The organism is Acidovorax sp. CF316 (genome assembly GCF_000276605.1).
In the GTDB taxonomy this organism is placed as follows: Bacteria; Pseudomonadota; Gammaproteobacteria; order Burkholderiales; family Burkholderiaceae_C; genus Acidovorax.
Window position 1 is genome coordinate 1 of the sequence record NZ_AKJX01000127.1, and the last position, 23,079, is coordinate 23,079.

Consider the following 23,079-nt stretch of genomic DNA (forward strand, 5'->3'; position numbering starts at 1 on the left):
CGGCGGCCGCCACCGGTGCAGCCGGTACAAGGGCCGCAGGCTCCGGGGCTGCAGTGGAGGGGTCCGGGGGCGCCGGCGCCTGGAGCACCTGCACCGGCGTTGCTGCCCGCTGTGCGGTCGTGCCGCGCTCCACACCGGCCCGCGGAGCGATCCACAGGCCCCCCGCCGCGAGGGCGGCGAGCACAGCTCCGGCCAGCAACGAACCCGGCCGGGCCGAGCCCTGGGTCCGCGCACGGGACGCGAAAGCATCGCCCTGGGTCAATGCAGTACCCGCGCAGAAGCCAGGAACTCCGCCAGCGCGCCGTCGAAGCCGTCGGGGTCTTCGAGCTGCGGCCAGTGGCCCGCATGCGGCAGGCTCAGGTGGCGCGCGTCGGGCAGCACATGGGCCAGGGCCTGCAGGGCCGCGGGGGGCGTGCAGCGGTCCTGTGCGCCACCGATGATGAGCGTGGGCATGTGCAGGCGGCCGAGCACGCTGGCGCCACGGTCGAAGGTGGACAGCGCCTCCAGCGCGCGGCGGTAGGAGCCCCGGTACACCTGCGACAGGGCATGGGTGGCCAGGCGCACGCCTTCGGGCAGGGCGCCGCTGCCGATGAACTGCGGCACCAGGCCCTGGGCCAGCGAGGCCATGTCGTCCTGCGCGGAATCCAGGGCCGCCAGGCGCGGCTCCACCCAGTCCTGCCGGGCCTGGGCATCGAGGGCCGGCCCCCCCGCGCACAGCACCAGGCGGCGCACCACGGCACTCTTGCGCACGGCCACTTCCAGCGCCACCATGGCGCCCATGCCGTGGCCCACCAGCGTCACGGGGCCGCACTGCAGGGCATCGATCAGCGCCAGGCAGCTTTCGGCCAGGCCCTTGAAGCCATAGGGTTCGATGGGGGCGCTGTTGCCATAGCCGGGCATGTCCCAGGCCACGGCCCGGTAGCCCAGACTGGCCAGGGTTTCGACCTGGGGCGCAAAGCTCAGGTGGCCGCCGTCGGCGTCGTGCAGCATGAGCACGGTAGGCCCGCTGCCCAGGGTGGAGAAATGGGGAAGAAGTGCCATGGATGTCCTGCGCAATCCCTGCCATGGCAAGGGTCGGTTCATGATAGCCCAGGTGTTTTTAACCCCGGACGGCGGTCGGGGCATCCACGCCCCGGGGTCCCAGGCCCCGCATGCGCGACACCTCCAGCGCCCCCGGCCGCAACATGGCTGTGGCATGCAGACCATAATGGTCTCCTGCCCTTTTTCGGCCCCAGCGCCTGCCCTTCGTGAACCGCCCCCTGCCCCGCCCTGCCCTTGCCCGGCCCCCGAGCTTCTCCGCCCGCGAGTTCCGCGACGCGCTGGGCATGTTTGCCACCGGCGTCACCATCGTCACGGCGCGCAATGAGGACGGCAGCCTGGTGGGGCTCACCGCCAGCTCGTTCAACTCCGTCTCGCTGGACCCGCCGCTGGTGCTGTGGAGCCTGTCGCGCGGCGCCAGCACCATGTCCACCTTCGCCAACGGCGCGCACTATGCGATCAACGTGCTCGCCGCAGACCAGAAGGCGCTGGCCGAGCGCTTTGCCACGCGCGGCATCGACCGCTGGGCCGGCGTCAGCCACCACCCCGGCACCAATGGTGCGCCCGTGCTGGACGGCGCCGCCGCGAGCTTCGAGTGCTTCAACCGCAGCCGCTACGAAGAAGGCGACCACCTGATCTTCGTGGGCGAGGTCGAGCACTGCAGCCACCGCGCCGGCGTACCGCCGCTGCTGTACCACGGCGGCCGCTTCTATACCGAGCACCCGCTGTGACGCCGGGCGTGCTGGCGCGCCATGTGAACACCGGCAGCGCCCGCCGCCTCAAGGTGGGCGAGCGCAGCGTGCTCAGCGCCATCGGCAAGGCACCGGTTACCGGGGCTGTGGCCGTGGGGCGGCTGGGCCTGGCCGGCGACGAGCAGGCGGACCTGAATGTTCACGGTGGCCTGGACAAGGCGGTCTACGCCTACCCGGCTGCCCACTATGCCTTCTGGCAGGCGCAGCGGCGCGAGCGTGGCGTGAGCCTGTTCGACGAGGAGCTGCCGCCCGGATTCATGGGCGAGAACCTCACCGTGGACGGACCGCTGGAGGGTGAGGTCTTCATCGGCGACGAGCTGCACTTCCCCGATTGCGTGCTGCGCGTGACGGCGCCGCGCGAGCCCTGCTTCAAGTTCAACGCCGTGATGGGCTTTGCCCAGGCCGGCCGCGCCATGGCGCTGGCGGGCTGCTGCGGCTACTACCTGGCGGTGGACCAGGCGGGCACCCTCACCGCGGGACAGCGGGCCACGCTGGTGCCCGGCCGGCGTTCGCTGAGCATTGCCCAGGCCTTCGCCGCCAAGTTCGCCAAACACGCGCGCTAGCGGCTTTCATGGCTGCGCAGCCGGCCCGCGCTGCGGTTCGGCCCATTGCCGCGCCTGCTCCTGGAGCTGCGGAAACACCTTGCCCACCAGTGCCAGCTGGGCCGCCATCAGGCTGTGGGCAGGCACGGCCGGCGGCGCGGCAGCGGGCTCGCCGAACTCCTGCAGCACCTGTGCCACGGCCGGTGCCGCAGGCGCCCGGGAGATCCGGCCCCGCGCCTGCTGCTGGGCCTGTTCGAGCTGCCCGGCCAGTTGCTGCAGCGACGCCAGCAGCGCACTCGCCATCTCCTGCGCGCGCGCGTCCACGGGGCTGGCATCGGCACCGCCGCGCTGCGCGCCCAGGGCCGAGAGGTAGTTGAGCTGGGTGTGCGACAGGCGCAGGAAGTTGGCCACCGCCTCCACATTGCCGCGCACGCCGCGCGGCTCCTTGAGCATGGCGCTGTAGGAGTTGGACAGCGCGGCATCGGCATTGTGCGCATTGCGCCGCGCCAGGCGGTATTCCAGGTGGTCGTGCTTGCCGCTGTGGTACTGCGCCAGGATGGCGCGCAGGTACAGGGCCTGGGTCTGCAGCACCTGGGCTGCCAGCCGTGGCCACTGGCGCGATTGCCAGTGCGGCAGCACCAGCCAGGCGGCGGCCGCCGCGATCAGGCAGCCGGCCGCGGTGTCCAGCAGCCGCGCCAGGATCACGCCCTGGGCCATGCCCATCTGGTGAAAGCCCAACAGCAACAAGGTGGTCACCGCCGCCGTGGCCAGCACGTAGCGGGTGTGGCGCGCGCCAAAGAACACGGCACCGGCGAACACCAGCAGCGCAGCCTGCACCAGCGCCCCCGGGAACAGCTGGATCGCCGCCCAGCCCAGGGCCAGGCCGATGGCCGTGCCCTTGGCGCGCTGCATGAGCCGCGTCTGCGTGGCCGCATACTGCGGCTGGCTGACGAAGACGATGGTCAGCAGGATCCAGTAGCCGTGCGGGTCGCTGGTGGCCTGCATCAGCCCAAAGCCCGCCAGCAGCGACAGCGCCAGCCGCACGCCGTGCCGCAGCCAGGGCGACTGCGCATGCAACTGCGCACGCACACGGCCCCAGGCATCGCGCAGGCTGCGCGGCTCGCGGTCGAACAGGGCATGGTCGACACCGCCGTGCTCGCCGGCGGCGGCGCCCCCCAGGGCGGTCGCGAACACCGCGGCCATGGCCGCCAGGTTGTTGCCCAGGGCGTGCAGCGAGCGCAGGGGCCGGGCCATGGAGGCAGCCCCTTCCGTGCCCGCCAGGTCGGCGGCAATGCCATCCTGGTGCGCGATGGCGGCCTGCAGGTCCTCGATGGCGCGGGAGGTCATGCCCCCGTGCTGCGGCGGCGATTGCTGCTGGATGGCGAGCGACAGCCGCAGCGCCTGCTCGCCCAGCAGCGTGAGCACCCGCTGGCAGCGGTACAGCACGTCGCTGTGGAAGAACGCCGTGGCCAGCAGGTCGTAGTGCTCGTGCGAGGAACTGACGCGCTCGTGCACGTCCTGCGCGGCCAGGTACTGGTGCATGGCAGCCTGCAGCCAGGCAGGGGGCTGGCCCCGGCCCATGCGGCTCATCAGGCTTTCCTTGGCGGCGTTGAGGGCGTCCACCACGCGCCCGTTGTGCAGGGCCAGCGCCATGCGCCGGCGCTCCAGGTCCACGCCGCGCACGGGTTCGAGCAGCAGGGCCTTCAGGCGCAGGTATTCGCCCAGCACCGCATACAGCCGGGCCAGGCGAAAGCGCACGGGCGCGCGCGGCATGGCCCCGGCCCAGGCCACCGAGACCAGCCCGTACCAGGCCGCTCCCGCCAGCATCAGCGGTGCCGCCTGCGCCGCCCCGGCACGGCTGGTGTGGGCGGCCAGCGCCGCATAGATGAACAGCACCAGGGAACCGAAGGCGACGGCCCGGCAGCGCTCGCCGAGCGCGCCCAGCAGGCTGAACCCCAGGGCTGACAGCGCCAGCACCCCCATCAGCGCCCAGGGCCAGGCCACCGTGGCCCACACCGCCAGCGCCATGAGGCCGAAACAGCCCAGCGCCAGCAGCTGCGCGCGCAGCCGGCCGCGCCAGCTGTCATCGGTTTCGGTCAGGGCGCTGGCGATCACGCCCAGCAGCACCGGCATCAGCTCGGCCTGCCAGCCGGCCCACCAGCCCCAGGCCAGCACGGCCGCCAGCGCGCAGAAGGCGCGCGCGCCGCGCGTGAAGCCCTCATGGTTGCGTGCGCGCTGCCAGCTGGATTTCCAGGATTCGTCCACAGGAATGCCTCATATCAGGGATTACCCTAATACTAAGCAATAAACCGGCCATGGCGGCCGGCGGGGGCACGAAACAGCCGCGGTGGCAGGCCAGGTGCCTTTTCAGGCAGCCCCGTGGCAGCACACGCACAGCTTGTTGCCGTCCGGATCGCGGAAATACGCCCCGTAGTAGTTCGCGTGGTACTGGGGCCGCAGTCCAGGCGGCCCCTCGCAGGTGCCGCCATGGCGCAAGGCCAGGGCATGGACCTCGTCCACGGTGCTGCGGTCGGCGGCCAGCAACGCGTTCATGGCGCCATTGCCGGGGCTGGCGGCCTGGCCGTCAAAGGGGCGGCCAATGAGGAACAGCGGGCGCGCAACGCCCGGCACCTGCCAGCCGGCCCAGGGCACTTCAGGCTCGCAAAAGCGCTGCGCCAGGCCCAGGCGCTCCAGCACCGGCCCATAGAACGCCAGGGCGCGCCCGAAATCGTTCACCCCGATGTGGACATGGGACAGCATGGAACCCCCTTCAGCGGTCACAGGGCGCCGGGCGCGCGGCGCCCTCAGCGCACCGTATCGGGCAGCTCGATCTTGACCTCCAGCACCTCTAGGTTGTCCTGGCGTTCCAGGTGCACCTTGAGGTCTTCGGGGTTGATCTTCACGTACTTGGAGATCACCAACACCAGTTCGCGCTGCAGCGCGGGCAGGTAGTCGGGTTCGGAGGCGTTGCGGCCGTTGCGTTCGTGCGCCAGGATGATCTGCAGGCGCTCCTTGGCAACGCTGGCCGTCTTCTTCTTTTCGCCGAGAAGAAAGGAAAGAAACGATGCCATGTCTTACTTGCTCCCGAACAGGCGTTTGAAGAAGCCGGGTTTCTCTGCGTCAATGAACCGCAGGGGCTTGTCGGTCTGGCCGAGGAAACGGTCGATCACGTCCTTGTAGGCTTCCGAGACATCCGTGCCCTGGGCATGGATGGCGGGCGTGCCCTGGTTGGACGACTGCAGCACCACCTCGGACTCGGGGATCACGCCGATCAGCTTGATGCGCAGGATGTCCTGGATGTCCTCGAGCGAGAGCATCTGGCCGTCCTCGACCCTGCTCGGGTTGTAGCGGGTGATCAGCAGGTGCTCCTTGATCGGCTCGCCGCCCTCGATGGCGCGCTTTGTCTTGCTGCCCAGCATGCCCAGGATGCGGTCGGAGTCGCGCACCGAGGAGACCTCGGGGTTGGTGACCAGCAGGGCCTCGTCGGCGAAGTGCATGGCCATGAGCGCGCCGCTCTCGATGCCGGCGGGCGAATCGCAGACGATGTACTCGAAACCCATCTCGGCCAGGTCCTTGAGGATCTTCTCCACGCCGTCCTGCTTGAGGGCGTCCTTGTCGCGCGTCTGGCTGGCAGCCAGCACGAACAGGTTCTCGCACTGCTTGTCCTTGATGAGGGCCTGGTTCAGGTTGGCCTCGCCCTGGATCACGTTGATGAGGTCGTACACCACGCGGCGTTCGCAGCCCATGATGAGGTCCAGGTTGCGCAGGCCGACGTCGAAGTCGATCACGGCGGTCTTGTGGCCGCGCAGGGCGAGGCCGGTGGCAAAGCTGGCGCTGGTGGTGGTCTTGCCCACACCACCCTTGCCGGAGGTCACGACGACGATTTTGGCCATGGATTATTGGATCTCTCTGGGGTTGATACGTACGGGATTGCGCAGCGGCTCGATGAAGAGCTTCTCGCCTTCCAGGCGCACCTGGGCCGGCCTGCCCGCGACCTCATCGGGCAGGGCGGTCTCCGTGGTGCGGTAGATGCCTGCAATGGACACCAGTTGCGGCTCCATGCAGGTGGAAAAGATGCGTGCCTCGGTGTTGCCGCGCGCGCCGGCAATGGCGCGCCCGCGCAGCGGGGCATACACGTGGATGTTGCCGTCGGCGATCACCTCGGCACCGAAGCTGACCATGGCCAGCACCACCAGGTCGCAGCCGCGCGCATAGACCTGCTGGCCCGAACGCAGCGGCTTGTCGATGACCATGGTGCCGGGGCCGGCCACGGGCACTTCGCGCACCACCTCGACCTCGTGCACCACCTCGCGGATGACCTCCTGCACCTGGACCTGCGCCTCCGGGTCCGGTTCGGGCTCCTGTTCCGGGGCAGCTGCCGTCTCGGCACGGGCCGCCGGCGCATCGGGCACCGCCGCCAGCCCCACCGCGCGCGCGGCGTCCATCTGGGCCGGGCTGCCGCCACGCACCGCCACGGGCAGGGTGCGGTGCTCGCGCAGCACCGCGACGATGGCCGCGAAGTCGATGGACTCCTCGGCCTCGCGCACCAGCGCCAGGTCGATCAGCACCGGGTCGTTGTCGAAGAACCCCGGTGCATCGGCCACACGCTCGGCCAGTTCGGCGGCGAACTGGGCGGCATCGGTGGTCTTGAGCAGCACCGCCACCACGGACAGCGAAGCGCTCTTGAGATCGAAGCGGGTGCGGACCTGGGCCGCCGTGGAAAAGGCCATGTCAACGGAGTTGGGTGAAGAAAGCGCCCGAAAGCCGGTATCGCCAGCCGCAAAGTGTACCGTGGGCCCAAAGAGGCCTTGTCTCGCGACGTTTCAGGCCGCGGCCGGGCGCTGCCCTGCGGCCTGGGCACGCCCCTTCCATAATCGGCCGATGCCCATTGCCCGCAAGACCCACCTCGATTCCCTGGCCATCGGCCTGCTGCTCGCCTGCTGCATGTTCTGGGGCTTCCAGCAGGTGCTGGTGAAGGCCACCGTGGCCGAGGTGGCCCCGGTGTTCCAGGCCTCGGTGCGCTTCGTGCTGGCGGCGCTGGCCATTGCCGCCTGGTGCCTGTGGCGCGGCGTGCCCCTGTCCAGCCGTGGCGAGCCCGCGGGCGCGCTGCGCGCCGGGCTGCTGGCCGGCGCCTTGTTCGCCGGCGAGTTCGCCTGCATCTACCTGGGGCTGCAGTACACCAGCGCCTCGCGGCTCACGGTGTTCCTGTACGGGGCGCCATTCTGGGTGGCCCTGCTGCTGCCGCGCTTCATCCCCAGCGAGCGGCTGCGCGGCTGGCAGTGGGTGGGCCTGGCTGCCGCCTTCGTGGGCGTGGCGCTGGCCTTGGGCGACGGCATGCTGGGCCCGGCCAACGCCGCCATGCCCCTGGCCTGGCTCGGCGACCTGCTGGGCGTGGCCTCGGGCCTGATGTGGGCGCTGACCACGGTGGTGATCCGCACCACGCCATTGGCGCGCGTCGCCCCGGCCAAGCAGCTGCTCTACCAGGTGGGCGTGAGCGCTGCCCTGCTGCCCCTCCTGTCCCTGGTGCTGGGCGAGACCTGGACCTGGCACTTCAGCGGCTTCGCCTGGGGATCGCTGCTGGTGCAGGCCCTGGTGGGCGCCTTCGTGAGCTACCTGGCCTGGATGTGGATGCTGGCCCACTACCCGGCCACGCGCATCTCGGTGTTCGTCTTCCTGACCCCGGTCTTCGCCCTGCTGTTCGGCGCCTGGTGGCTGGGCGAACCCGTGACCCCGGGGCTGCTGGTGGCCCTGGGGCTGGTGGCGGTGGGAATTGTGCTGGTCAATCGCAAGCCGGCTGCGGCCTGAGAGCCACACGGCGCCTCGGCACAGACGTTCCAGGCGCGAAGCGACTCAGGGGGATGGTCAGAATTTAGGAATACGGATCCGGCTGATCATCAGCGAGCCGGAAGCCGCGAACACCAGCACCAGCGGGTGCAGCGTGAAGCCACCGATCAGCACCTTGCCGAACCACAGGTTCTCGCCCAGGGCACCCATGTAGCCGGCCAGGGCCATCAGGGCCACGAGCACGATGGAGGTGGGGATGGGCGTGCCCTCGAAGTAGCGGACCTTGCCGTCGTCACCCGAGAGCGACTCGGCCGTGACGTTGTAGCGCGCCAGGCGCGAGACGCCGCAGGCCACGAAGTAGGCCAGCACCACGCGGTCGTACAGGCCCTGCATGCCGCAGCCATAGGCAATGATGGCAGGCGCCACGCCGAACGAGATCACGTCGGCCAGCGAATCGAGCTCGCGCCCCATGGCCGAGCTCTTCTGGCGCCAGCGCGCGATGCGCCCGTCGAGCACGTCGAAGACCAGCGCCGCCAGCACCAGGGCGGCGGCAAAGTAGATGTGCAGCACGTCGCGCGTGCCCAGGTAGGTCATGGCCGAGAACAGCGCCCCGACGCCGCACACCGCGTTGCCCAGCGTGAACCAGTCGGCCAGGTGGAACTCGCGGATCATCGAAAAGCGCTTGGGATGGGTTTGGGGAGTGGTCATGTCAGGAGCGCACCGGTCGCGCCAGGGAAAGTGGTGACGCCACATTATGGGCGGCGGCGCGCACCGCCTTCTGTAGGCACACTCCCCGCGCGGAAGGGGTGGCACCGGCAGCAGGCGCATTCAGCCAAGGCCCCGCGCGATGGCTTTGCTCACTGTCAACATTTTTTGAACAGTGTGTCCATGGTTTTGTGCAATTGTCAAAAAATCATCGCGCACCAACAATGACCGGCCCACCTGTTTCCCAGGATGGGCCCCGATTTGCCAGGAGACAAACCATGCACACTGCCGGGAGCGCACTCTCGCCCTGCCCCACCCCTGTCGCCGCGGGGGCCCCCGCTCCATGACGGCGGCCCCCCTTGGCACCGGCGGCGCACACGCACGCCCGCCCTTGTCGGCCCCCTTCGCCCCCGCGTTTCCGGTGCGCAGCCTGCAGGACGTGGAGCGCCTGGAGGCGCTGCCACTGGCCCAGGCGCTGCCGGTGCAGAGCACCTACGATATCTTCTGCAACTCGGCCCATGCCTTTGGCGACAAGACGGCGCTGAGCTTTCTGCCCACCGCCGACCCGGCGGATGAACCCATGCGCTGGTCGTACGCGCAGTTGCTCGCTGGCATCCACCAGACGGCCAACCTGCTGCACGACCTGGGCGTGGGCCCGCAGGATGCCGTGGCCGTGCTGCTGCCCGGCTGCCTGGAATACCACCTGGCCCTGTGGGGCGGCGAGGCGGCCGCCATCGTGCAGCCGCTCAACCCGCTGCTCACGCCCGAGAAGCTCGCCTCCATGATGACCCTGGCCCGCGCCAAGGTGCTGATCGCCTATGGCGAGGACGGCGATTCGGGCTTCTGGACCAAGGCCATGGGCCTGCGCAGCCAGGTGCCGACCCTGCGCACCGTGCTGCGCGTGGCCCCGCACGGCGAGGCAGCGGGCGCCGCCGGCCCGCTGCCCGACAGCGTGATCGACTTTGCCAGCCGCAGCGCCCAGCCCGACGACCGGCTGGTGAGCGGGCGGCGCATCGCGGCCGGTGACATCGCGGCCTACTTCCATACCGGGGGCACCACGGGCGCCCCCAAGCTCGCGCGCCACAGCCATGGCGCGCAGGTGTTCACGGCCTGGGCCTGCGTGCAGATGCAGGGCATCCGGCCCGAGGACGCCGGCATCAACGGCTACCCGCTGTTCCACGTGGCGGGCGTGCTGCCGGGCGCGCTGGCGGCACTGTCGGCCGGGGTGGAGACCATCATCCCGACCACCGGGCTGTTCCGCAACCGCCAGGTGATCGCCAACTACTGGCGCCTGGCCGAGCGCTACCGCTGCACCTACCTGTCGGCCGTGCCCACGGTGCTGGCGGCGCTGGCCAATGTGCCACTCGATGGTGCGGACATCTCGGGCCTGCGTTACTGCCGCACCGGTGCAGCGGTGCTGGCGCCCGAGCTGGCGGCGCGCTTTGAGCGCCTGTTCGGCCTGCATGTGCACGAGAGCCTGGGCATGACGGAGATGGCCGGCATCTCCACCATCACGCCACCGGGCGTGAACGCGCCCGCAGGCTGCGTGGGCTGGCGCCTGCCCTACACGCGGCTGCGCATCGTGGCGCTCGACGCGCACGGCAATGCCTCGGACCAGGAGATGCCGCCCGGCCAGCCGGGCATGGTGCTGTTCCACTCGCCCAACCTGTTCTCGGGCTTTCTCGATGCCGCCGACACGGCCCGGGCCTTCACGGCCGATGGCTGGCTGGCCACGGGCGACCTGGGTTTCGTCGATGCCGAAGGCCGTCTGCACCTGAGCGGGCGCTCCAAGGACCTCATCATCCGCAGCGGCCACAACATCGACCCGAAGGTGATCGAGGACGCCCTGGGCGCCCACCCCGCCGTGCAGCTGTGCGCCGCCGTAGGGGCACCCGATGCCTATGCGGGCGAGCTGCCCGTGGTTTTCGCCACGCTGGTGCCGGGCGCCCAGGCCAGCGAGGCCGAGCTGCTGGACTTCGTCTGCGCAGGCGTGGACGAGGCCGTGTCGCGCCCGCGCACGCTGACCGTGCTGGAGACCATGCCCGTGACCAATGTGGGCAAGATCTACAAGCCCGCCCTGCGCCTGCAGGCCGCCTGCCGGACGGTGCAGGCGCTGGTCGACGGCGTGTGCACCGAACTCGGCGCCACCACGCGCCCCAGCGTGCAGGCAGAAGGCGAAAGCGCCGTGCGCGTGGCGGTCGACGGCGGCGCACCAGCCCTCGCAGACCGCCTGCGCCAAGTGCTGGCGCCCCTGCCCATCCAGGTGCAGGTGGTGCTGTCAGCGCCCGGTGCCTGAATCTTTTCCCCCCAAGACCCATAACGATTCCAGGAGACAAACCACCATGCGAACTTTCCAGACCCTTCAACGCCGCACCTGGCTCGGCGCGGCCGCGCTCGCCGTCGCCTCCCTCGCCGGCATGGCCGCCCAGGCCCAGCAGCCGGCCTACCCTGCGAAGCCGATCAAGGTGGTCGTGCCCTTTGCGCCGGGCGGCGCCACCGACGTGCTGGCCCGCGTGCTGGCCGAGAAGATGGCGGCCGGCCTGGGCCAGCCCCTGGTCATCGACAACAAGCCCGGCGCGGCCGGCATCATCGGCACCGATGCGGTGGCCAAGGCCGCACCCGATGGCTACACCATCGTGCTGGGCCTGAGCAATTCGCTGCTGACCAACCAGTTCCTCTACGAGAAGCTGCCGTATGACCCGCAGCGCGACCTGGCCCTGGTCTACCAGATCGCCATCGCCCCGCTGGTGCTGGTCGCCCACCCCAGCGTGCCCGTGGCCACCGGCCCCGAGCTGCTCAAGTACGCCGCCGCCAACAAGGGCAAGGTGGCCTATGGCTCCTACGGCACGGGCGCCTACCCGCACCTTGCGGGGGCCTACATGAGCCTCACGCAGAACGCCGACATGAGCCACGTGGCCTACCGCGGCGAGGCGCCCATGGTGCAGGATTTGATCGGCGGCCAGATCCAGATGGCCTACGCGAGTGCCCTGGTCGCCAAGCCGCACATCGACGCCGGCAAGCTCAAGGCGCTGGGCGTGACCGGCGAGCGGCGCATGGGCATCCTGCCCAACGTGCCCACGCTGGCCGAGCAGGGCATGACCGACGAGGCCTACCGCGTGGCGGGCTGGCTGGCCTTTGCCGCGCCGGCGGGCACGCCGCCGGCCATCCTGGAGCGCCTGGCCGCCGAGGTGCGCAAGGCCGTGCAGCTGCCCGACGTGGCGCAGCGCATCGCGGGCATGGGCTTCGAGGCCCGCACCAACTCCTCACCGGCCGAGTTCAAGGCCGCGTACATGAAGGAGCGGCCCGTGTGGGAGCGTTTGATCAAGCAATCCGGCGCAAAGCTTGACTGACCCCCTGAGCTGCTTCGCAGCATCCCCCTGAAGGGGGACGCCCCCGGTGCGGCGGGGCGGCCCTTGCACGGGGGCACTGGCTTCGGGCGCGCCCGTTTTGCAGGCCGAGAGCCTTGCTCAGCCTTGCGCTGCCGCCTTGGCGGCCCGTTGATTGGCAAACGCCACATACCAGTCCAGGCAACCCGGGTTGGCCATGGCGTCCTTGTTGACGACCTTGTCGATGGGCTGGCCCAGCAGCAGTTTCTTGATGGGCAGCTCCTGCTTCTTGCCGCTCAGGGTGCGCGGGATCTCGGGCACCTGGAAGATGTCGTCAGGCACGAAGCGCGGGCTCAGAGCGGTGCGCACGGCGCCGTTCAGGCGCTGGCGCGTGGCCTCGTCGAGTACCGCGCCTTCGCGCAGCACCACGAACAGCGGCATGTAGCTCTCGCGGCCCAGGTACTCGAGGTCGACGACCATGCTGTCCAGCACCTCGGGCAGGGCCTCCACGGCGCTGTAGATCTCGCTGGTGCCCATGCGCAGGCCGTGGCGGTTGATGGTGGCGTCCGAGCGGCCGTAGATGGTGCAGCCACCGCTGGCACCGTCGATCTTGAGCCAGTCGCCATGGCGCCAGACGGCGCCGGCCTCGGGCCCCGTGTCGCCGCCGCCGGGGCGGCGGCCATGGCCGGGGGGGTACATGTCGAAATAGCTCGACAGGTAGCGTTCGCCGTTCGTGTCGTTCCACAGGTACAGCGGCATGGAGGGGATGGGCTGCACGCAGACCAGCTCGCCCACCTCGTCCTTCACGGGCTCGCCCTGGGCATTCCACGATTCCACGGCCGCGCCCAGCATGCGACACTGCATTTCGCCGGGCACCTGGGGCATCTCGCGGTGGCCGCCGATGAAGGCGCCGCAGAAGTCCGTGCCGCCCGAGATGTTGTTCCACCAGATGCCGGGCGTGCCGATGCGCTCGAACTGGGCCGTGCCCCAGGCCTGCACCTCGGGCGAGAGCGGCGAGCCCGTGGTACCCAGGGCGCGCACGCGCGACAGGTCACCGCAGGCGGCCAGGTCCAGCCCCGACTTCATGCAGTTGGCAAAGAACGCCGCACCCGCACCGAAGAAGGTGACGCCGGTCTCGGCCGCAAAGCGCCACAAGGTGCCCCAGTCGGGCCGGTCCTTGCTGCCGCCCGGGTTGCCGTCATAGATCACGCAGGTGGTGCCCGACAGCAGGCCGCTGGCCTGGGCGTTCCACATCACCCAGCCGGTGGAGCTGTACCAGTGGTAGCGCTCGCCGAAGCTGTTGGCTTCGTAGCTGCAGCCGATGTCGTTGTGCAGCACCTTGAGCTGCAGCGCCACCAGCACCATGCCGCCATGGCCGTGCACGATGGGCTTGGGCAGGCCCGTGGTGCCGCTGGAATAGACGATCCACAGCGGGTGGTCAAAGGGCATCCACTCGGGCACGAAGGCATCGACCGCGGGGCCGGTGGCGGCCACGTCGGCCGCCCAGTCGGACCAGCCGGCCAGCGCCGCATCCGCAGCGAGGTTGGGCACCAGGATGGCGTGCTGCACGCTGGGCAGGGCCGCGCGCAGCTCGCTGAGCACGCCCATGCGGTCGTGGTCGCGCCCGCCGTAGGTGATGCCGTCCACGCCGATCAGCACCGTGGGCTCGATCTGGCGGAAGCGGTCGAGCACGGCGTTGGTGCCCATGTCGGGCGCGCAGATGCTCCACACCGCGCCAATGCTCACCGTGGCCAGCAGGGCCACCATGGCCTCGGGGATGTTGGGCAGGTAGGCGGCCACGCGGTCGCCGGGCTGCACGCCCTGGGCCTTCAGGTGCAGCGCCAGCGCGGCCACCTGGCGGCGCAGCTCGGGCCAGTCCAACTCGCGGTGCTGGCCTTTTTCGTTGCGGCTGACGATGGCCGGCAAGCCGGCGGCATGGGCCGCCTGCACATGGCGCAGCGCCTGGCGCGCATAGTTGAGCTGCACGCCCGGGAACCACTCGGCCCCCGGCATGGTGTTCCTGGCCAGCGCCACCGTGGGGGGCGTGGGCGACTCGATCTCGAAGTAATCCCAGACGCTGTGCCAGAAGGCATCGAGCTCGGTCGTGGACCAGCGCCACAGCTCGTCGTAGCTGTCGAAGGCCAGGCCGCGCTGGTCGCGCAGCCAGTCCTGGTACAGGCGGATCTGGGGAATGAACGGGGGGGTGTTGTTGGTTGTCTCCATGGCGACGCAGCGTACCAGCGCTGGCGCAGGCCTGCCATCGGGCGCCGTCCCCGGATTGACACCCGGGCGGCGCGGTCCACCTTCCCGCGCGCACCACAGACGGACACATTTTCTCGGGAAAACCCTTGCGAGGTACGACAACCGCTCGGAAATACTCGGTTTCGCCCGGGAGAGCCCCGTGGCACCACAACAAATGCATCGCCAGGAGCGAGGGGGGATGGACATGAAAAACACCTGGACGGCCGGGGGCACCGCTGTGCGCCCGCCGCACCGTACGCCCTGGGCCATCGCGGCCTTGCTGGGCCTGGCCTGCGCTGGCAGCGCCCAGGCGCTCAGCCCGCTGCCACCCGCCGTGTCGGGCGCCAGCACCTGCTTTCACAAGGACCGGGGCTTCGTCGCCCGGGCCCAGCTGGATTTCAGCGCCGAGAGCCCCGATGGGCTCTTCGACATCTACAAGGGCGCCCACTACCAGGGGCAATGGGCCTTCCAGAACGGCCAGGGGCAGTGGGTGGTGCTGCCCCCCTCGATCGGCGTGGTGCCCGTGGCCGGCAACGCCGTACGCCACCCCCAGCGCAGCCAGGGCGCAGGCGTGAACACGCTGGAGGTGGCGGTCACCGAACCCGGCCTGCGCTCCGCCGCGGCCCTGCCGGGGCTCACGGTGTTCGTGGGCTATGGCGCCAGCGGGGCCCAGAGTTTTGCCGACCTGCTGGCGCGCCAGCGCTTCGGCGTGGTGGCGCAGATCGCGGGCAACGAGCCCCTGCGCGACCCATGCGATACCGCCGCGCCCGGTGCGGGCGGCGGGGGCGCAACGCCCAACCCCGCGCCGTCCGGCAGCCTCGTCGCCCTGAACCTGCGCGTGCAGGGGCTGGGCCTCGGCCGCACACTGCAGCTCGGCCACGGCACGGCCACATTGGACGCCACCCTGAACGAGCCCTACCGCTTCGCGCCCCAGGCGGCAGCGGGTGCCTCGCTGGACCTGCGGGTCACGGCCCAGCCCACCGGGCAGCGCTGCGCCGTGTCGGAGTCCGCCCCGGCCACCGTACCGGCCGACGGCGCTCCGGTCTTCGTGCGCTGTGTGCACGTCGCCAGCGCCCACCTCACCATGCCCGACACCGAGCCCCGCAAGCCGCTGGCCGTGGGCTTTGCGCTGCGCGAGCTGGCTTACCCCGGCATCGCCTACGAAAGCCGGCCCGGCGTGGTGGGCGGCACCTTTCCCTATGAGTACCGGCTGCAGGGCTTCACGCGCAATGGCGTGGCGCAAAGCAGCGCCGACCTGTCGCTCGACTTCCGGCGTGGCACGGTGCGCTTCACGCCGCCTGCCGAGGGCAGCTACACCATCACGCTGGAAATCAAAGACAGTGGCAGCACGCCGCAGACGCTGGTGCGCAGCTTCACCGTCGACACGGCGGCCTCGCGCTTTGTATTCGTCGCTCCGGATGGACAGGACGCCAGTGGCCGGGGCACGCGCGCAGCGCCCTACAGGACGCTCGCCTATGCCCTGGCACGCAGCACCGCGAGCCAGGCCCTCGTGCTGCGCCAGGGCACCTACCTGAGCGGCCCCCTGCGGCTGCTGGACAGCAAGGCCAAGCAGATCCTCGCCTACCCCGACGAGGTGGCCACGCTGGACATGAACAAGGTGGACACCATTTCCGTGGCCTCCTCGACCGCACCGGCACCGCGCATCGAGGGCGTGGACATCGCCAACGTCAAGCAGTACGGCATCGTGAGCGACCCGAGCAAGGCCGGGCTGGTGGTGCGCCACGTGCGCTTCGTCAATGGGGAGGAAGGCCCCACCCTGAGCGAGAACCCCGCCTTCATCCATGGCTGGGGCGACACGGGCCCCGCCTGGCGCCACCAGTTCCTGGTGCAGGACAACGACTTCGGCACCTACGTGGGTGCGGGCTATGCCACCACCTTCTTCGATGCCGGCGAATCGCTCGTCGAGAACAACCAGCTGCGCCTGGGCAAGGTCAATGGCGGCTTCCACGACAAGGACAATTCGCAGAACAACACCTACCGCGAGAACTACATCGAGTTCTCGGCCGCCAACCGCACCACCTCGGGCATCCAGGTGTCGGCACAGGACAATTCGGTGGGCGTGCACATCCACCACAACCTGCTGGTCAATGCCGGGATCCTGCTGGGAACGCAGTGCTTCCAGAGCACCTGCTCCATGCGCGACCACGACGTGCACCACAACACGGTCGTCAACCAGCGCATCGCCCTGAGCTGGGGGCCGTTCAACCCCATGAGTTCGGGCACGCGCATCAGCCACAACATCCTCAGCGGCGGCAGCACGCCGGCCTATGGCGGCCTGTCATGCCAGAGCCGGCCAGCCGGCCTGGCCACGCAGCTGGCGGCCCGCGCCAACTGGATCGAAAGCACGGCCCCCCTGGCCTTCAAGGACAGCGAGTGCACGGGCAACGACATGGCATGGTCGGTGTGGCAAGGCACCTACGGCCAGGACACGGCGGCATCGGGCAGCAGCGTGGGCCCCACCAGCGTGCTGACCGGCTCCGGGCCGACCACCGGACTGCCGGCAGGCGACGCCCGCCGCACCCAGCGCGGGCACCAGTACTGACGCCACGGGGTCGCCTGCGGCCCCGTTTGATCGCGGCGGCCGAGGTGGTCAGCCGCCTTCGGGCTCGTGCAGGCCGGTGATGGCGTAGCCTTTTTCCTGCAGCTGAGCGCCTGGCTTGACGATTCCGTAGTGGTCCCAGCGGTCGGCATCTTCGTCCAGGTCCTGGCCTTTCACCTCGGTGTCCCAGTCCGTATTGGTCGCTTCTTCCGGAATTCGCTTTCCTTCCGGCACGGCCAGGTGGGTGAAACGGCCCTCAGCTTCGGCCCGACGGTAGATGTCCACGCGCATGGTTGGTCCTTTGGCGGTTACAAAGAAGCCACTCTACTGCCCATGGCGAAAAGGCGCCGTAGGAAAAACTCCCGCTGGCATCAGGGCCTTGGCGCGGGCCGGGAAAACCTGCAGAAACCCATCGCCTTGATTTTTCGCACACATGTGCTAAATTAGCGCCATGGACGCCAAAACCCAGAAAGCCGAGCTCACGCGCGCCGCCATCATCGGCGCCGCGCTGGACGTGGCTGCGGCCGACGGGCTGGAGTCCATCACCCTGCAGGCCGTGGCCGACCGCGTGGGCCTGTCCAAGAGCGGCGTGTTCTCGCGCGCCGGTTCGCGCGAGGCGCTGCAGAAGGCCGTGATCGAGGAGTACGGCCGCGGCTTCCTGGCCCAGGTGTTCGTGCCCGCCATGCAGCAGCCCAAGGGCCTGCCCCGCCTGAACGATATCGTGCGCCGCTGGATTGCGCGCACGCGCGACGTGGAGGCCTTCACGGGCTGCATCTACGTCGCCGGCGCCTTCGAACTCGACGACCGCGAAGGCGAGCTGCGCGACCTGCTGCACACCGAGATCACGCGCTGGCGCGCCGCCCTGCGCCGCACCGTGCTGCAGGCCATCGAGGCCGGGCACCTGCCCGCAGACACCCCGGCCGACCAGTTGGTGGCAGAGATCTACGCCATGGTCATGGGCCTGCTCCACGACGTGCGCTTCCTGCGTGATCCGCAGGCGGCGCAACGCACCGAGGCGTCGTGGGCGCGCCTCGTCAAGAGTTACCAGACCGCCTAAACCCCCTTTGCGCGCCATGGAACCCTTGCTTCTTGTTCGCCCAAATTTCGCACAACCGTGCGAAGAAAGGAAAACACCATGCTGATCCTTGTCGGACTTGCCGCTGCCGCGGCCCTCGCAGGCGCCTTGCATGCGGTGCGCCAGACCCTGGCCCGCCTTCCGCGCAGCAACCGCGACTGGGTCTTCTACTGACCGCACGCGCCTCTCCCTCTCTGGAACCCTTCCACCCCCCTACGGAGCCCCACCATGAGCCAGTCCACCGCCGTGCAGGCCACCTCGAACTTCTACGGCGCCCATGCCGGCATGCGCCTGGTGCGCCTGGCACTGGGCACGGCGCAGCACCTGTGGCCCCGGCTCGCCGTGCGCACCGCCTACCGCCTCTTCGGCACGCCCCTGCCCTTGCGCAAGCCGGGCCACCAGGCCCTGGTGGCCGCCGGCTGGCAGGCCGAGCGCTGGCCCTTCGAGGACGCCGAGATCACGCTCTACACCCGCAGCGACCTGCCTACCAAGGGCCCGGTGGTGCTGTTGTCCCATGGCTGGGGCGGGCATGCGCAGCACATGTTGCCCCTGGCCGATGCGCTGGCCGCGCGCGGCATGCACCCCGTGCTCGTGGACCTGCCCGCGCACGGCGGCAGCCGGGGGCGCGTGAGCAACCTGCCGCAGTTCGCCCGCGCCATCGAGTACGCCACGGCGCGCCTGCAGGCCCGCGGCAACACGCTGGCAGCCGTGGTGGCCCATTCGCTGGCCGCCAACGCGGCGGCCCATGCCGCGAGCCGGGGCCTGCCGGCCGCCCGGCTGGTGCTGCTGGCGCCGCCGGCATCGCCACGCGAGTACACGCGGCTGTTCGCACAGGTGTTCGGCCTGAGCGAGACCACGCGCGCCGCGATGGAGCGGCGCATCGAGGCGCGCGAGGGCATCCTCATGCCCCAGTTCGAACCCCAGGCCGTGGGGCCGCGCATCGCCCAGCCGACCCTGGTCGTGCACGACCGGGGCGACCGCATCAACCGCTTTGCCGACGGTGAGGCCTACCGCGACCACATTGCGGGCGCGCAACTGCTGGCCACCGACGGGCTGGGCCACCGCAAGCTGCTGCAGGACGAGGCCGTGCTGCACGCCGTGGCGGATTTCATACGGAAGACCCCCTGAGTCGCTTCGCGCCTTCCCCCTGGAAGGGGGACGCCCCCAGCGCAAGCGCTGGATACGCCGCCTTCGCGGCGGGGCGGCCCTTGCGCGGGGGCACTGGCCTTGGCCACGCCAGTACCGTTCGTTGCGGGTTACACGAAGCACCATGAAAAACCGATAGGACCCGGCCTGCAGGCCTATGATCGGCAGCCTGTTCCTGCCGACCCGAATTTCCGATGCCCCTGCTCATCTCTGCCTGGCCCATCCTGGTCTGGGTGCTGCTCGCCCTGGTCGTGCTGTCCGCCATTTTCTTTCTCGCCCGGGGCGACCGCCGGGCCTTCCTGCAGCTGCTGGCCCTGGTGGCCTGTTTCCTGATCGGGGCGCTGCTCATGGAGTTCATGCTCTTCATGGCCGCGCGCATGTCGCGCACGGGCGGCGTGCAGGGCACGCCGGTGCTGGGCGACGGTACGCGCCAGCTGCTGCAGACCATTGCCAACCCGCGCTCCATCACGGCGCCACCGCTGTCGCTGGCTGCGATGGCGGCGTATTCGGTGCCGCTGTCCTGCCTGTGGCTGCTGGTGGCCTGGGTGCTGCACCTGCGCGGCGGCGGCAAATCGGGCGCTGGCAAGAAGAAAAAGCCGGCCAGGGCCTCGGCCAAGTCCCGCAAGGCTTGACCCACGGCAAAGCCCCTGCTGGCACCAGGGCAGCACAATGGGGACGCACCCGCAGCGGGTGCGTTCACACCCTGTTGCCATGACCTCCCGAAGTGACGTTCTCATCGTGGGCGCCGGCCCCGCCGGGCTTTCGCTCGCCATCGCGCTGGCGCAGGCCGGCTTCAGCGCCACCGTGGTGGAGCAGCAGCCCGGGGCGGCGCTGGCCGACCCGGCACCCGATGGCCGCGAGATCGCGCTCACGCACCCCAGCGTGGCCACGCTGCAGCGCCTGGGCACCTGGGCCGGCCTGCAGGCGCACGAGCGCGGCACGATCCGCGAGGCCCAGGTGCACGATGGCCCCCTGGGCCGCCACGGCCCCCTGCGGCTGCACACCGGGGGCGCGCAGGCGCTGGGCGCCATCGTCTCCAACCACGCGCTGCGGCGCACCGCCCACGCCGTGGCCGCGCGCACGGCGGGCGTGCACATCCTCGCCGGCGCGCAGGTGAACCGGGTGGCCACCACGGCCGACCACGCCGAACTCGATTGCACACTGGGCCCGGCCGAGGGCACGACGGCCTCGCAAACGCTGCGCTTGCAGGCGCCCCTGCTGGTGGCGGCCGACAGCCGCTTTTCGGCCACGCGCCGCCAGCTGGGCATCGGCGCAGACATCACCGACTTCGGCCGCACCGTCATCGTCTGCCGCATGCGGCACGCACAGCCCCATGGCGGCACGGCCCACGAATGCTTTGGCTACGCGCGCACCCTGGCCATCCTGCCCCTGCCCGATGCCGCCGATGGCCGGGCCGCCTGCTCGGTGGTGGTCACGGCCGGGGCGGCCGATGCCGCGGCGCTGATGGCCCTGCCACCCGGGGCTTTCGCCGGCGAGGTGCAGGCCCAGTTCCAGCAGCGGCTGGGGGCCATGGAACTGGAAGGCGAGCGCCACGCCTACCCCCTGGTGGGCGTGTACGCCCGGCGCTTTGCCGGGCCGCGATGCGCGCTGCTGGGCGACGCCGCCGTGGGCATGCACCCGGTGACGGCCCATGGCTTCAACCTGGGCCTGGCGGGCGTGGAGCGCCTGGTGGCCGCTCTGGTCGCAGGCCGCCACCAGGGGCATGACACCGGCCATACCGCGGCACTGGCCCGCTATGCGAGCGAGCACCACCGCCATGCCTGGCCGATGTACCAGGGAACGAACGCCATCGTGCGGCTCTACACCGACGCCCGGCCTGTGCCACGCCTGCTGCGCCAGGGGGTGCTGCAGCTGGCACGGCGCCTGCCACCGCTGCGGGCAGCCATCGTGGGGCAGCTCACCGGGCCCCTGGGCGCTTCCCCACATGCCCACCGGAGCGCGCTGCGCCCCTGGGACTGAGAGGGTGTCCTAAGCGCTGAGCATGCCCCAGACCAGCGCCACGCCGGCGACCAGCAGATCACCGGTCACGCTCGCCTCGGTCGCGCCGGCACTGCTGAAGCGCTCCTTCTGCCGCTCACGCTCGGCGCGCGTGCGGTCGCGTTCGAGCGACACCAGCGCATCGGCGAGGTCGGTGCGCTGGGGCGGGTGCAGCTGGGCAGCGCGCTGCCCGGCCTGGGCATAGCCTTCCAGCGCGCGCTTCACGGCCTCTGGATCGATGAGCGAGAACGCCGCACGGCAGTAGGGGCAGGCGTGGTCCTTGCGGATGTCCACGGGGGCGCCACAGCTGGTGCAGTAGATGGCGCCGACGCGCTGGGCGAGGTCCGCCACCTCAGGCTGGGTCATGTGGCGCACGAAGCCCTTCTCCACCATGAAGGACGAGAAAGTGCTGAAGCGGCCATGCTGGCTGGCGCAGCGGTACAGCACATAGCGGCCGCTGCGCACCAGATCGAAGCCATGCGCGAGCGGGCGCACGCAGCGCGGGCAGGCCATGCTGCTCTGCAAAGGGCGCCGCTCGTCGGTGCGGTGCTCGTGCAGCAGCTTGAACAGCTCCACCACCGCCGCGGGCGCCAGCTTGAGGTTCTCGTGCCGGTCGAACCAGATGCCCTGGCAGGGAAAGCAGATGTCGAGCGCCAGTTCGCCGCCCAGGTTGGTGGCGAACCGGTGCTCTTGCATGGGCTGGCGGCAGGAGGGGCAGGAAGGGAGGTGCTGCATGGACAAAGGAAAAACCGGCGGGATGCGGCCATGGTAGCGCGCCGGCCGGCTGACCCGCAGGCGACGCGGCCCAGGGCCCGGGCGCTTGAACCGAAGCACAATGGCAGGCTCATCTGCCCACCACCAAGGGGCCCTGTTCACCCTTTGCGAGAAAGAAAAGAACGATGCCTGCCATCTGGAAGAAACCCATCACCGTCGAATCGCTCACCCACCACAGCATGCGCACGGCCGTGCCGCACCTGGGCATCGAGTTCCTGGAGGTCGGCGACGACTTCGTGCGCGGCCGCGTGCCCGTGGACGAGCGCACCCACCAGCCCTACGGCCTGCTGCACGGTGGCGTGAGCGTGGTGCTGGCCGAGACCCTGGGCTCGGTGGGCGCGGCCCACGCCTGCCCCGAGGGTTACCGCGCCGTGGGCCTGGATATCAACGCCAACCACCTGCGCTCCACCCAGAGCGGCTGGGTGACGGGCACGGCCCGCCCGGTGCACATCGGCCGCACCACGCATGTGTGGCAGATCGACATGGTCAACGACGCGGGCGAGATGACCTGCGTGTCGCGCATCACCATGGCCATCCTGGCGCCGCGCTGACCCCGGCCCCTGGCCTGCGCCGGCGCGCCCGGACGGCCGTTCTGCCTCAGTCGATGGAAAGCTTCACGCGCTTGACCACCTCGGCGTAGCGGGCGCGGTCTTCCTGCGTGAGGTCCACCACTTGCTGCACTGGGCCCGGGCTCGGGACGAAGCCGAAGTTCGCGAACTTGTCCCGGACATCGGGGAGGGCCAGCGCCTCGTTCACGGCCTTGTTGATGTCGGCTGCCGTGGCAGCGGACGTGCCGCGCGGCGCCATCAAGGCTACCCAGGTCGAGGCATGCAGGCCCTTGGGGCCGCCAGCACCCTCCAGCGTGGGCACCTCGGGCATGGCCGGCGACTTCGCGCTGTCGGCCACGGCCAGCAAGCGCAGCTTGCCGCCGCGCACCAGCGGGCCGGCACTGGCGATGCTACCGAAGGCCCAGTCCACCTCGCCCATGGCCACCGCGGCATAGAGCTGGCTGGTCTCCTTGAAGGGTACGTGCACCATCTCCACGCCGGCGGCATGCGCCAGACGCTCGGAATGCAGGTGGATCGGCCCACCCACGGCGTTGGAGCCGTAGGTCAGCGGCTTGCGCTTGTCGGCGGCC

General features: G+C 70.3%; 22 protein-coding genes and 1 pseudogene. 11 read left to right on the forward strand and 12 right to left on the reverse strand.

Features of this window, described 5'->3' with window-relative positions:
• A pseudogene (locus PMI14_RS35580) lies at window positions 1–184 on the reverse strand (hypothetical protein); the annotation flags it as partial.
• Window positions 185–258: 74 nt separating this feature from the next.
• On the reverse strand, window positions 259–1,041 hold the full coding sequence (locus tag PMI14_RS15605) for an alpha/beta fold hydrolase (RefSeq protein WP_007855942.1): 783 nt from the start codon (window positions 1,039–1,041) through the stop codon (window positions 259–261).
• Between the two features lie 206 nt (window positions 1,042–1,247).
• On the opposite strand from PMI14_RS15605, the gene PMI14_RS15610 reads away from it, so the two are divergent.
• Complete coding sequence (locus PMI14_RS15610; protein ID WP_007855944.1) at window positions 1,248–1,769, forward strand: flavin reductase family protein; 522 nt, start codon at window positions 1,248–1,250, stop codon at window positions 1,767–1,769.
• Window positions 1,766–2,353: an MOSC domain-containing protein gene (locus PMI14_RS15615; protein ID WP_007855945.1), complete on the forward strand. Its 588-nt coding sequence runs from the start codon at window positions 1,766–1,768 to the stop codon at window positions 2,351–2,353. Before PMI14_RS15610 ends, PMI14_RS15615 begins: the two co-directional genes overlap by 4 nt.
• Window positions 2,354–2,359: 6 nt before the next feature.
• On the opposite strand, the gene yccS is transcribed toward PMI14_RS15615, so the two are convergent.
• From yccS to minC, 5 genes are all read right to left on the reverse strand, one after another.
• Window positions 2,360–4,597 carry a YccS family putative transporter gene (gene yccS, locus PMI14_RS15620; RefSeq protein ID WP_007855947.1) on the reverse strand — a complete coding sequence of 746 codons (2,238 nt, stop codon included), beginning with the start codon at window positions 4,595–4,597 and terminating at the stop codon, window positions 2,360–2,362.
• Between the two features lie 102 nt (window positions 4,598–4,699).
• Window positions 4,700–5,092, reverse strand: a complete 393-nt coding sequence (locus tag PMI14_RS15625) for a VOC family protein (RefSeq protein WP_007855948.1) — start codon at window positions 5,090–5,092, stop codon at window positions 4,700–4,702.
• A 44-nt stretch (window positions 5,093–5,136) separates the two neighbouring features.
• Window positions 5,137–5,403 (reverse strand): cell division topological specificity factor MinE, encoded by a 267-nt coding sequence (gene minE, locus PMI14_RS15630; protein WP_007855949.1) that lies wholly within the window; start codon window positions 5,401–5,403, stop codon window positions 5,137–5,139.
• Between the two features lie 3 nt (window positions 5,404–5,406).
• Window positions 5,407–6,225 (reverse strand): septum site-determining protein MinD, encoded by an 819-nt coding sequence (gene minD, locus PMI14_RS15635; protein ID WP_007855951.1) that lies wholly within the window; start codon window positions 6,223–6,225, stop codon window positions 5,407–5,409.
• Window positions 6,226–6,228: 3 nt separating this feature from the next.
• Window positions 6,229–7,062 (reverse strand): septum site-determining protein MinC, encoded by an 834-nt coding sequence (gene minC, locus PMI14_RS15640; protein WP_007855952.1) that lies wholly within the window; start codon window positions 7,060–7,062, stop codon window positions 6,229–6,231.
• A gap of 151 nt (window positions 7,063–7,213) precedes the next feature.
• Between minC and PMI14_RS15645 the strand changes: the two genes are divergently transcribed.
• Window positions 7,214–8,137: a DMT family transporter gene (locus tag PMI14_RS15645; RefSeq protein ID WP_007855954.1), complete on the forward strand. Its 924-nt coding sequence runs from the start codon at window positions 7,214–7,216 to the stop codon at window positions 8,135–8,137.
• A gap of 57 nt (window positions 8,138–8,194) precedes the next feature.
• On the opposite strand, the gene pssA is transcribed toward PMI14_RS15645, so the two are convergent.
• Window positions 8,195–8,824: a CDP-diacylglycerol--serine O-phosphatidyltransferase gene (gene pssA / locus PMI14_RS15650; RefSeq protein ID WP_007855955.1), complete on the reverse strand. Its 630-nt coding sequence runs from the start codon at window positions 8,822–8,824 to the stop codon at window positions 8,195–8,197.
• Between the two features lie 436 nt (window positions 8,825–9,260).
• On the opposite strand from pssA, the gene PMI14_RS15655 reads away from it, so the two are divergent.
• Both PMI14_RS15655 and PMI14_RS15660 read left to right on the forward strand, forming a co-directional pair.
• Window positions 9,261–11,117 (forward strand): AMP-binding protein, encoded by a 1,857-nt coding sequence (locus PMI14_RS15655; protein WP_369751469.1) that lies wholly within the window; start codon window positions 9,261–9,263, stop codon window positions 11,115–11,117.
• A gap of 46 nt (window positions 11,118–11,163) precedes the next feature.
• Window positions 11,164–12,171 carry a tripartite tricarboxylate transporter substrate binding protein gene (locus PMI14_RS15660; RefSeq protein WP_007855959.1) on the forward strand — a complete coding sequence of 336 codons (1,008 nt, stop codon included), beginning with the start codon at window positions 11,164–11,166 and terminating at the stop codon, window positions 12,169–12,171.
• 117 nt (window positions 12,172–12,288) lie between these two features.
• On the opposite strand, the gene PMI14_RS15665 is transcribed toward PMI14_RS15660, so the two are convergent.
• Window positions 12,289–14,370 (reverse strand): acetoacetate--CoA ligase, encoded by a 2,082-nt coding sequence (locus tag PMI14_RS15665; protein ID WP_007855969.1) that lies wholly within the window; start codon window positions 14,368–14,370, stop codon window positions 12,289–12,291.
• Between the two features lie 217 nt (window positions 14,371–14,587).
• On the opposite strand from PMI14_RS15665, the gene PMI14_RS15670 reads away from it, so the two are divergent.
• A complete protein-coding gene (locus PMI14_RS15670; protein WP_007855971.1) occupies window positions 14,588–16,951 on the forward strand; it encodes a right-handed parallel beta-helix repeat-containing protein in 2,364 nt (787 codons plus the stop codon).
• 48 nt (window positions 16,952–16,999) lie between these two features.
• On the opposite strand, the gene PMI14_RS15675 is transcribed toward PMI14_RS15670, so the two are convergent.
• On the reverse strand, window positions 17,000–17,239 hold the full coding sequence (locus tag PMI14_RS15675) for a DUF6139 family protein (RefSeq protein ID WP_007855973.1): 240 nt from the start codon (window positions 17,237–17,239) through the stop codon (window positions 17,000–17,002).
• Window positions 17,240–17,399: 160 nt separating this feature from the next.
• Here PMI14_RS15675 and PMI14_RS15680 point away from each other — a divergent pair, with 160 nt between their 5' ends.
• The 4 genes from PMI14_RS15680 to ubiM all read left to right on the forward strand — a co-directional run bounded on the left by PMI14_RS15680 (window position 17,400) and on the right by ubiM (window position 21,149).
• Entirely contained in the window at window positions 17,400–18,005 is a 606-nt protein-coding gene (locus PMI14_RS15680; RefSeq protein ID WP_007855974.1) for a TetR/AcrR family transcriptional regulator, read from the forward strand.
• 246 nt (window positions 18,006–18,251) lie between these two features.
• Window positions 18,252–19,151, forward strand: coding sequence for an alpha/beta fold hydrolase (locus PMI14_RS15685; protein ID WP_007855976.1), 900 nt, complete (start codon window positions 18,252–18,254; stop codon window positions 19,149–19,151).
• Window positions 19,152–19,363: 212 nt separating this feature from the next.
• Window positions 19,364–19,801, forward strand: coding sequence for a hypothetical protein (locus tag PMI14_RS15690; RefSeq protein WP_007855977.1), 438 nt, complete (start codon window positions 19,364–19,366; stop codon window positions 19,799–19,801).
• Between the two features lie 79 nt (window positions 19,802–19,880).
• A complete protein-coding gene (ubiM, locus tag PMI14_RS15695) occupies window positions 19,881–21,149 on the forward strand; it encodes a 5-demethoxyubiquinol-8 5-hydroxylase UbiM (protein WP_238541852.1) in 1,269 nt (422 codons plus the stop codon).
• Between the two features lie 9 nt (window positions 21,150–21,158).
• On the opposite strand, the gene PMI14_RS15700 is transcribed toward ubiM, so the two are convergent.
• Window positions 21,159–21,902 carry a zf-TFIIB domain-containing protein gene (locus tag PMI14_RS15700; RefSeq protein ID WP_035204060.1) on the reverse strand — a complete coding sequence of 248 codons (744 nt, stop codon included), beginning with the start codon at window positions 21,900–21,902 and terminating at the stop codon, window positions 21,159–21,161.
• Window positions 21,903–22,066: 164 nt separating this feature from the next.
• On the opposite strand from PMI14_RS15700, the gene PMI14_RS15705 reads away from it, so the two are divergent.
• Entirely contained in the window at window positions 22,067–22,492 is a 426-nt protein-coding gene (locus PMI14_RS15705) for a hotdog fold thioesterase (RefSeq protein ID WP_007855980.1), read from the forward strand.
• Between the two features lie 46 nt (window positions 22,493–22,538).
• Here PMI14_RS15705 and PMI14_RS15710 read toward each other — a convergent pair.
• Window positions 22,539–23,079 (reverse strand): tripartite tricarboxylate transporter substrate-binding protein (locus tag PMI14_RS15710; RefSeq protein ID WP_007855981.1); only part of this gene is annotated, 541 nt, incomplete at its 5' end.

What these genes read in the sequence shown, in the direction of transcription:
- PMI14_RS15605 (WP_007855942.1), bottom strand. Translation starts at nt 1,041, where the DNA reads ATGGCACTTCTTCCCCATTTCTCCACCCTGGGCAGCGGGCCTACCGTG.
- PMI14_RS15625 (WP_007855948.1), bottom strand. Translation starts at nt 5,092, where the DNA reads ATGCTGTCCCATGTCCACATCGGGGTGAACGATTTCGGGCGCGCCCTG.
- minE (WP_007855949.1), bottom strand. Translation starts at nt 5,403, where the DNA reads ATGGCATCGTTTCTTTCCTTTCTTCTCGGCGAAAAGAAGAAGACGGCC.
- minD (WP_007855951.1), bottom strand. Translation starts at nt 6,225, where the DNA reads ATGGCCAAAATCGTCGTCGTGACCTCCGGCAAGGGTGGTGTGGGCAAG.
- minC (WP_007855952.1), bottom strand. Translation starts at nt 7,062, where the DNA reads ATGGCCTTTTCCACGGCGGCCCAGGTCCGCACCCGCTTCGATCTCAAG.
- PMI14_RS15645 (WP_007855954.1), top strand. Translation starts at nt 7,214, where the DNA reads ATGCCCATTGCCCGCAAGACCCACCTCGATTCCCTGGCCATCGGCCTG.
- pssA (WP_007855955.1), bottom strand. Translation starts at nt 8,824, where the DNA reads ATGACCACTCCCCAAACCCATCCCAAGCGCTTTTCGATGATCCGCGAG.
- PMI14_RS15660 (WP_007855959.1), top strand. Translation starts at nt 11,164, where the DNA reads ATGCGAACTTTCCAGACCCTTCAACGCCGCACCTGGCTCGGCGCGGCC.
- PMI14_RS15665 (WP_007855969.1), bottom strand. Translation starts at nt 14,370, where the DNA reads ATGGAGACAACCAACAACACCCCCCCGTTCATTCCCCAGATCCGCCTG.
- PMI14_RS15670 (WP_007855971.1), top strand. Translation starts at nt 14,588, where the DNA reads ATGGACATGAAAAACACCTGGACGGCCGGGGGCACCGCTGTGCGCCCG.
- PMI14_RS15675 (WP_007855973.1), bottom strand. Translation starts at nt 17,239, where the DNA reads ATGCGCGTGGACATCTACCGTCGGGCCGAAGCTGAGGGCCGTTTCACC.
- PMI14_RS15680 (WP_007855974.1), top strand. Translation starts at nt 17,400, where the DNA reads ATGGACGCCAAAACCCAGAAAGCCGAGCTCACGCGCGCCGCCATCATC.
- PMI14_RS15685 (WP_007855976.1), top strand. Translation starts at nt 18,252, where the DNA reads ATGAGCCAGTCCACCGCCGTGCAGGCCACCTCGAACTTCTACGGCGCC.
- PMI14_RS15690 (WP_007855977.1), top strand. Translation starts at nt 19,364, where the DNA reads ATGCCCCTGCTCATCTCTGCCTGGCCCATCCTGGTCTGGGTGCTGCTC.
- ubiM (WP_238541852.1), top strand. Translation starts at nt 19,881, where the DNA reads ATGACCTCCCGAAGTGACGTTCTCATCGTGGGCGCCGGCCCCGCCGGG.
- PMI14_RS15700 (WP_035204060.1), bottom strand. Translation starts at nt 21,902, where the DNA reads ATGCAGCACCTCCCTTCCTGCCCCTCCTGCCGCCAGCCCATGCAAGAG.
- PMI14_RS15705 (WP_007855980.1), top strand. Translation starts at nt 22,067, where the DNA reads ATGCCTGCCATCTGGAAGAAACCCATCACCGTCGAATCGCTCACCCAC.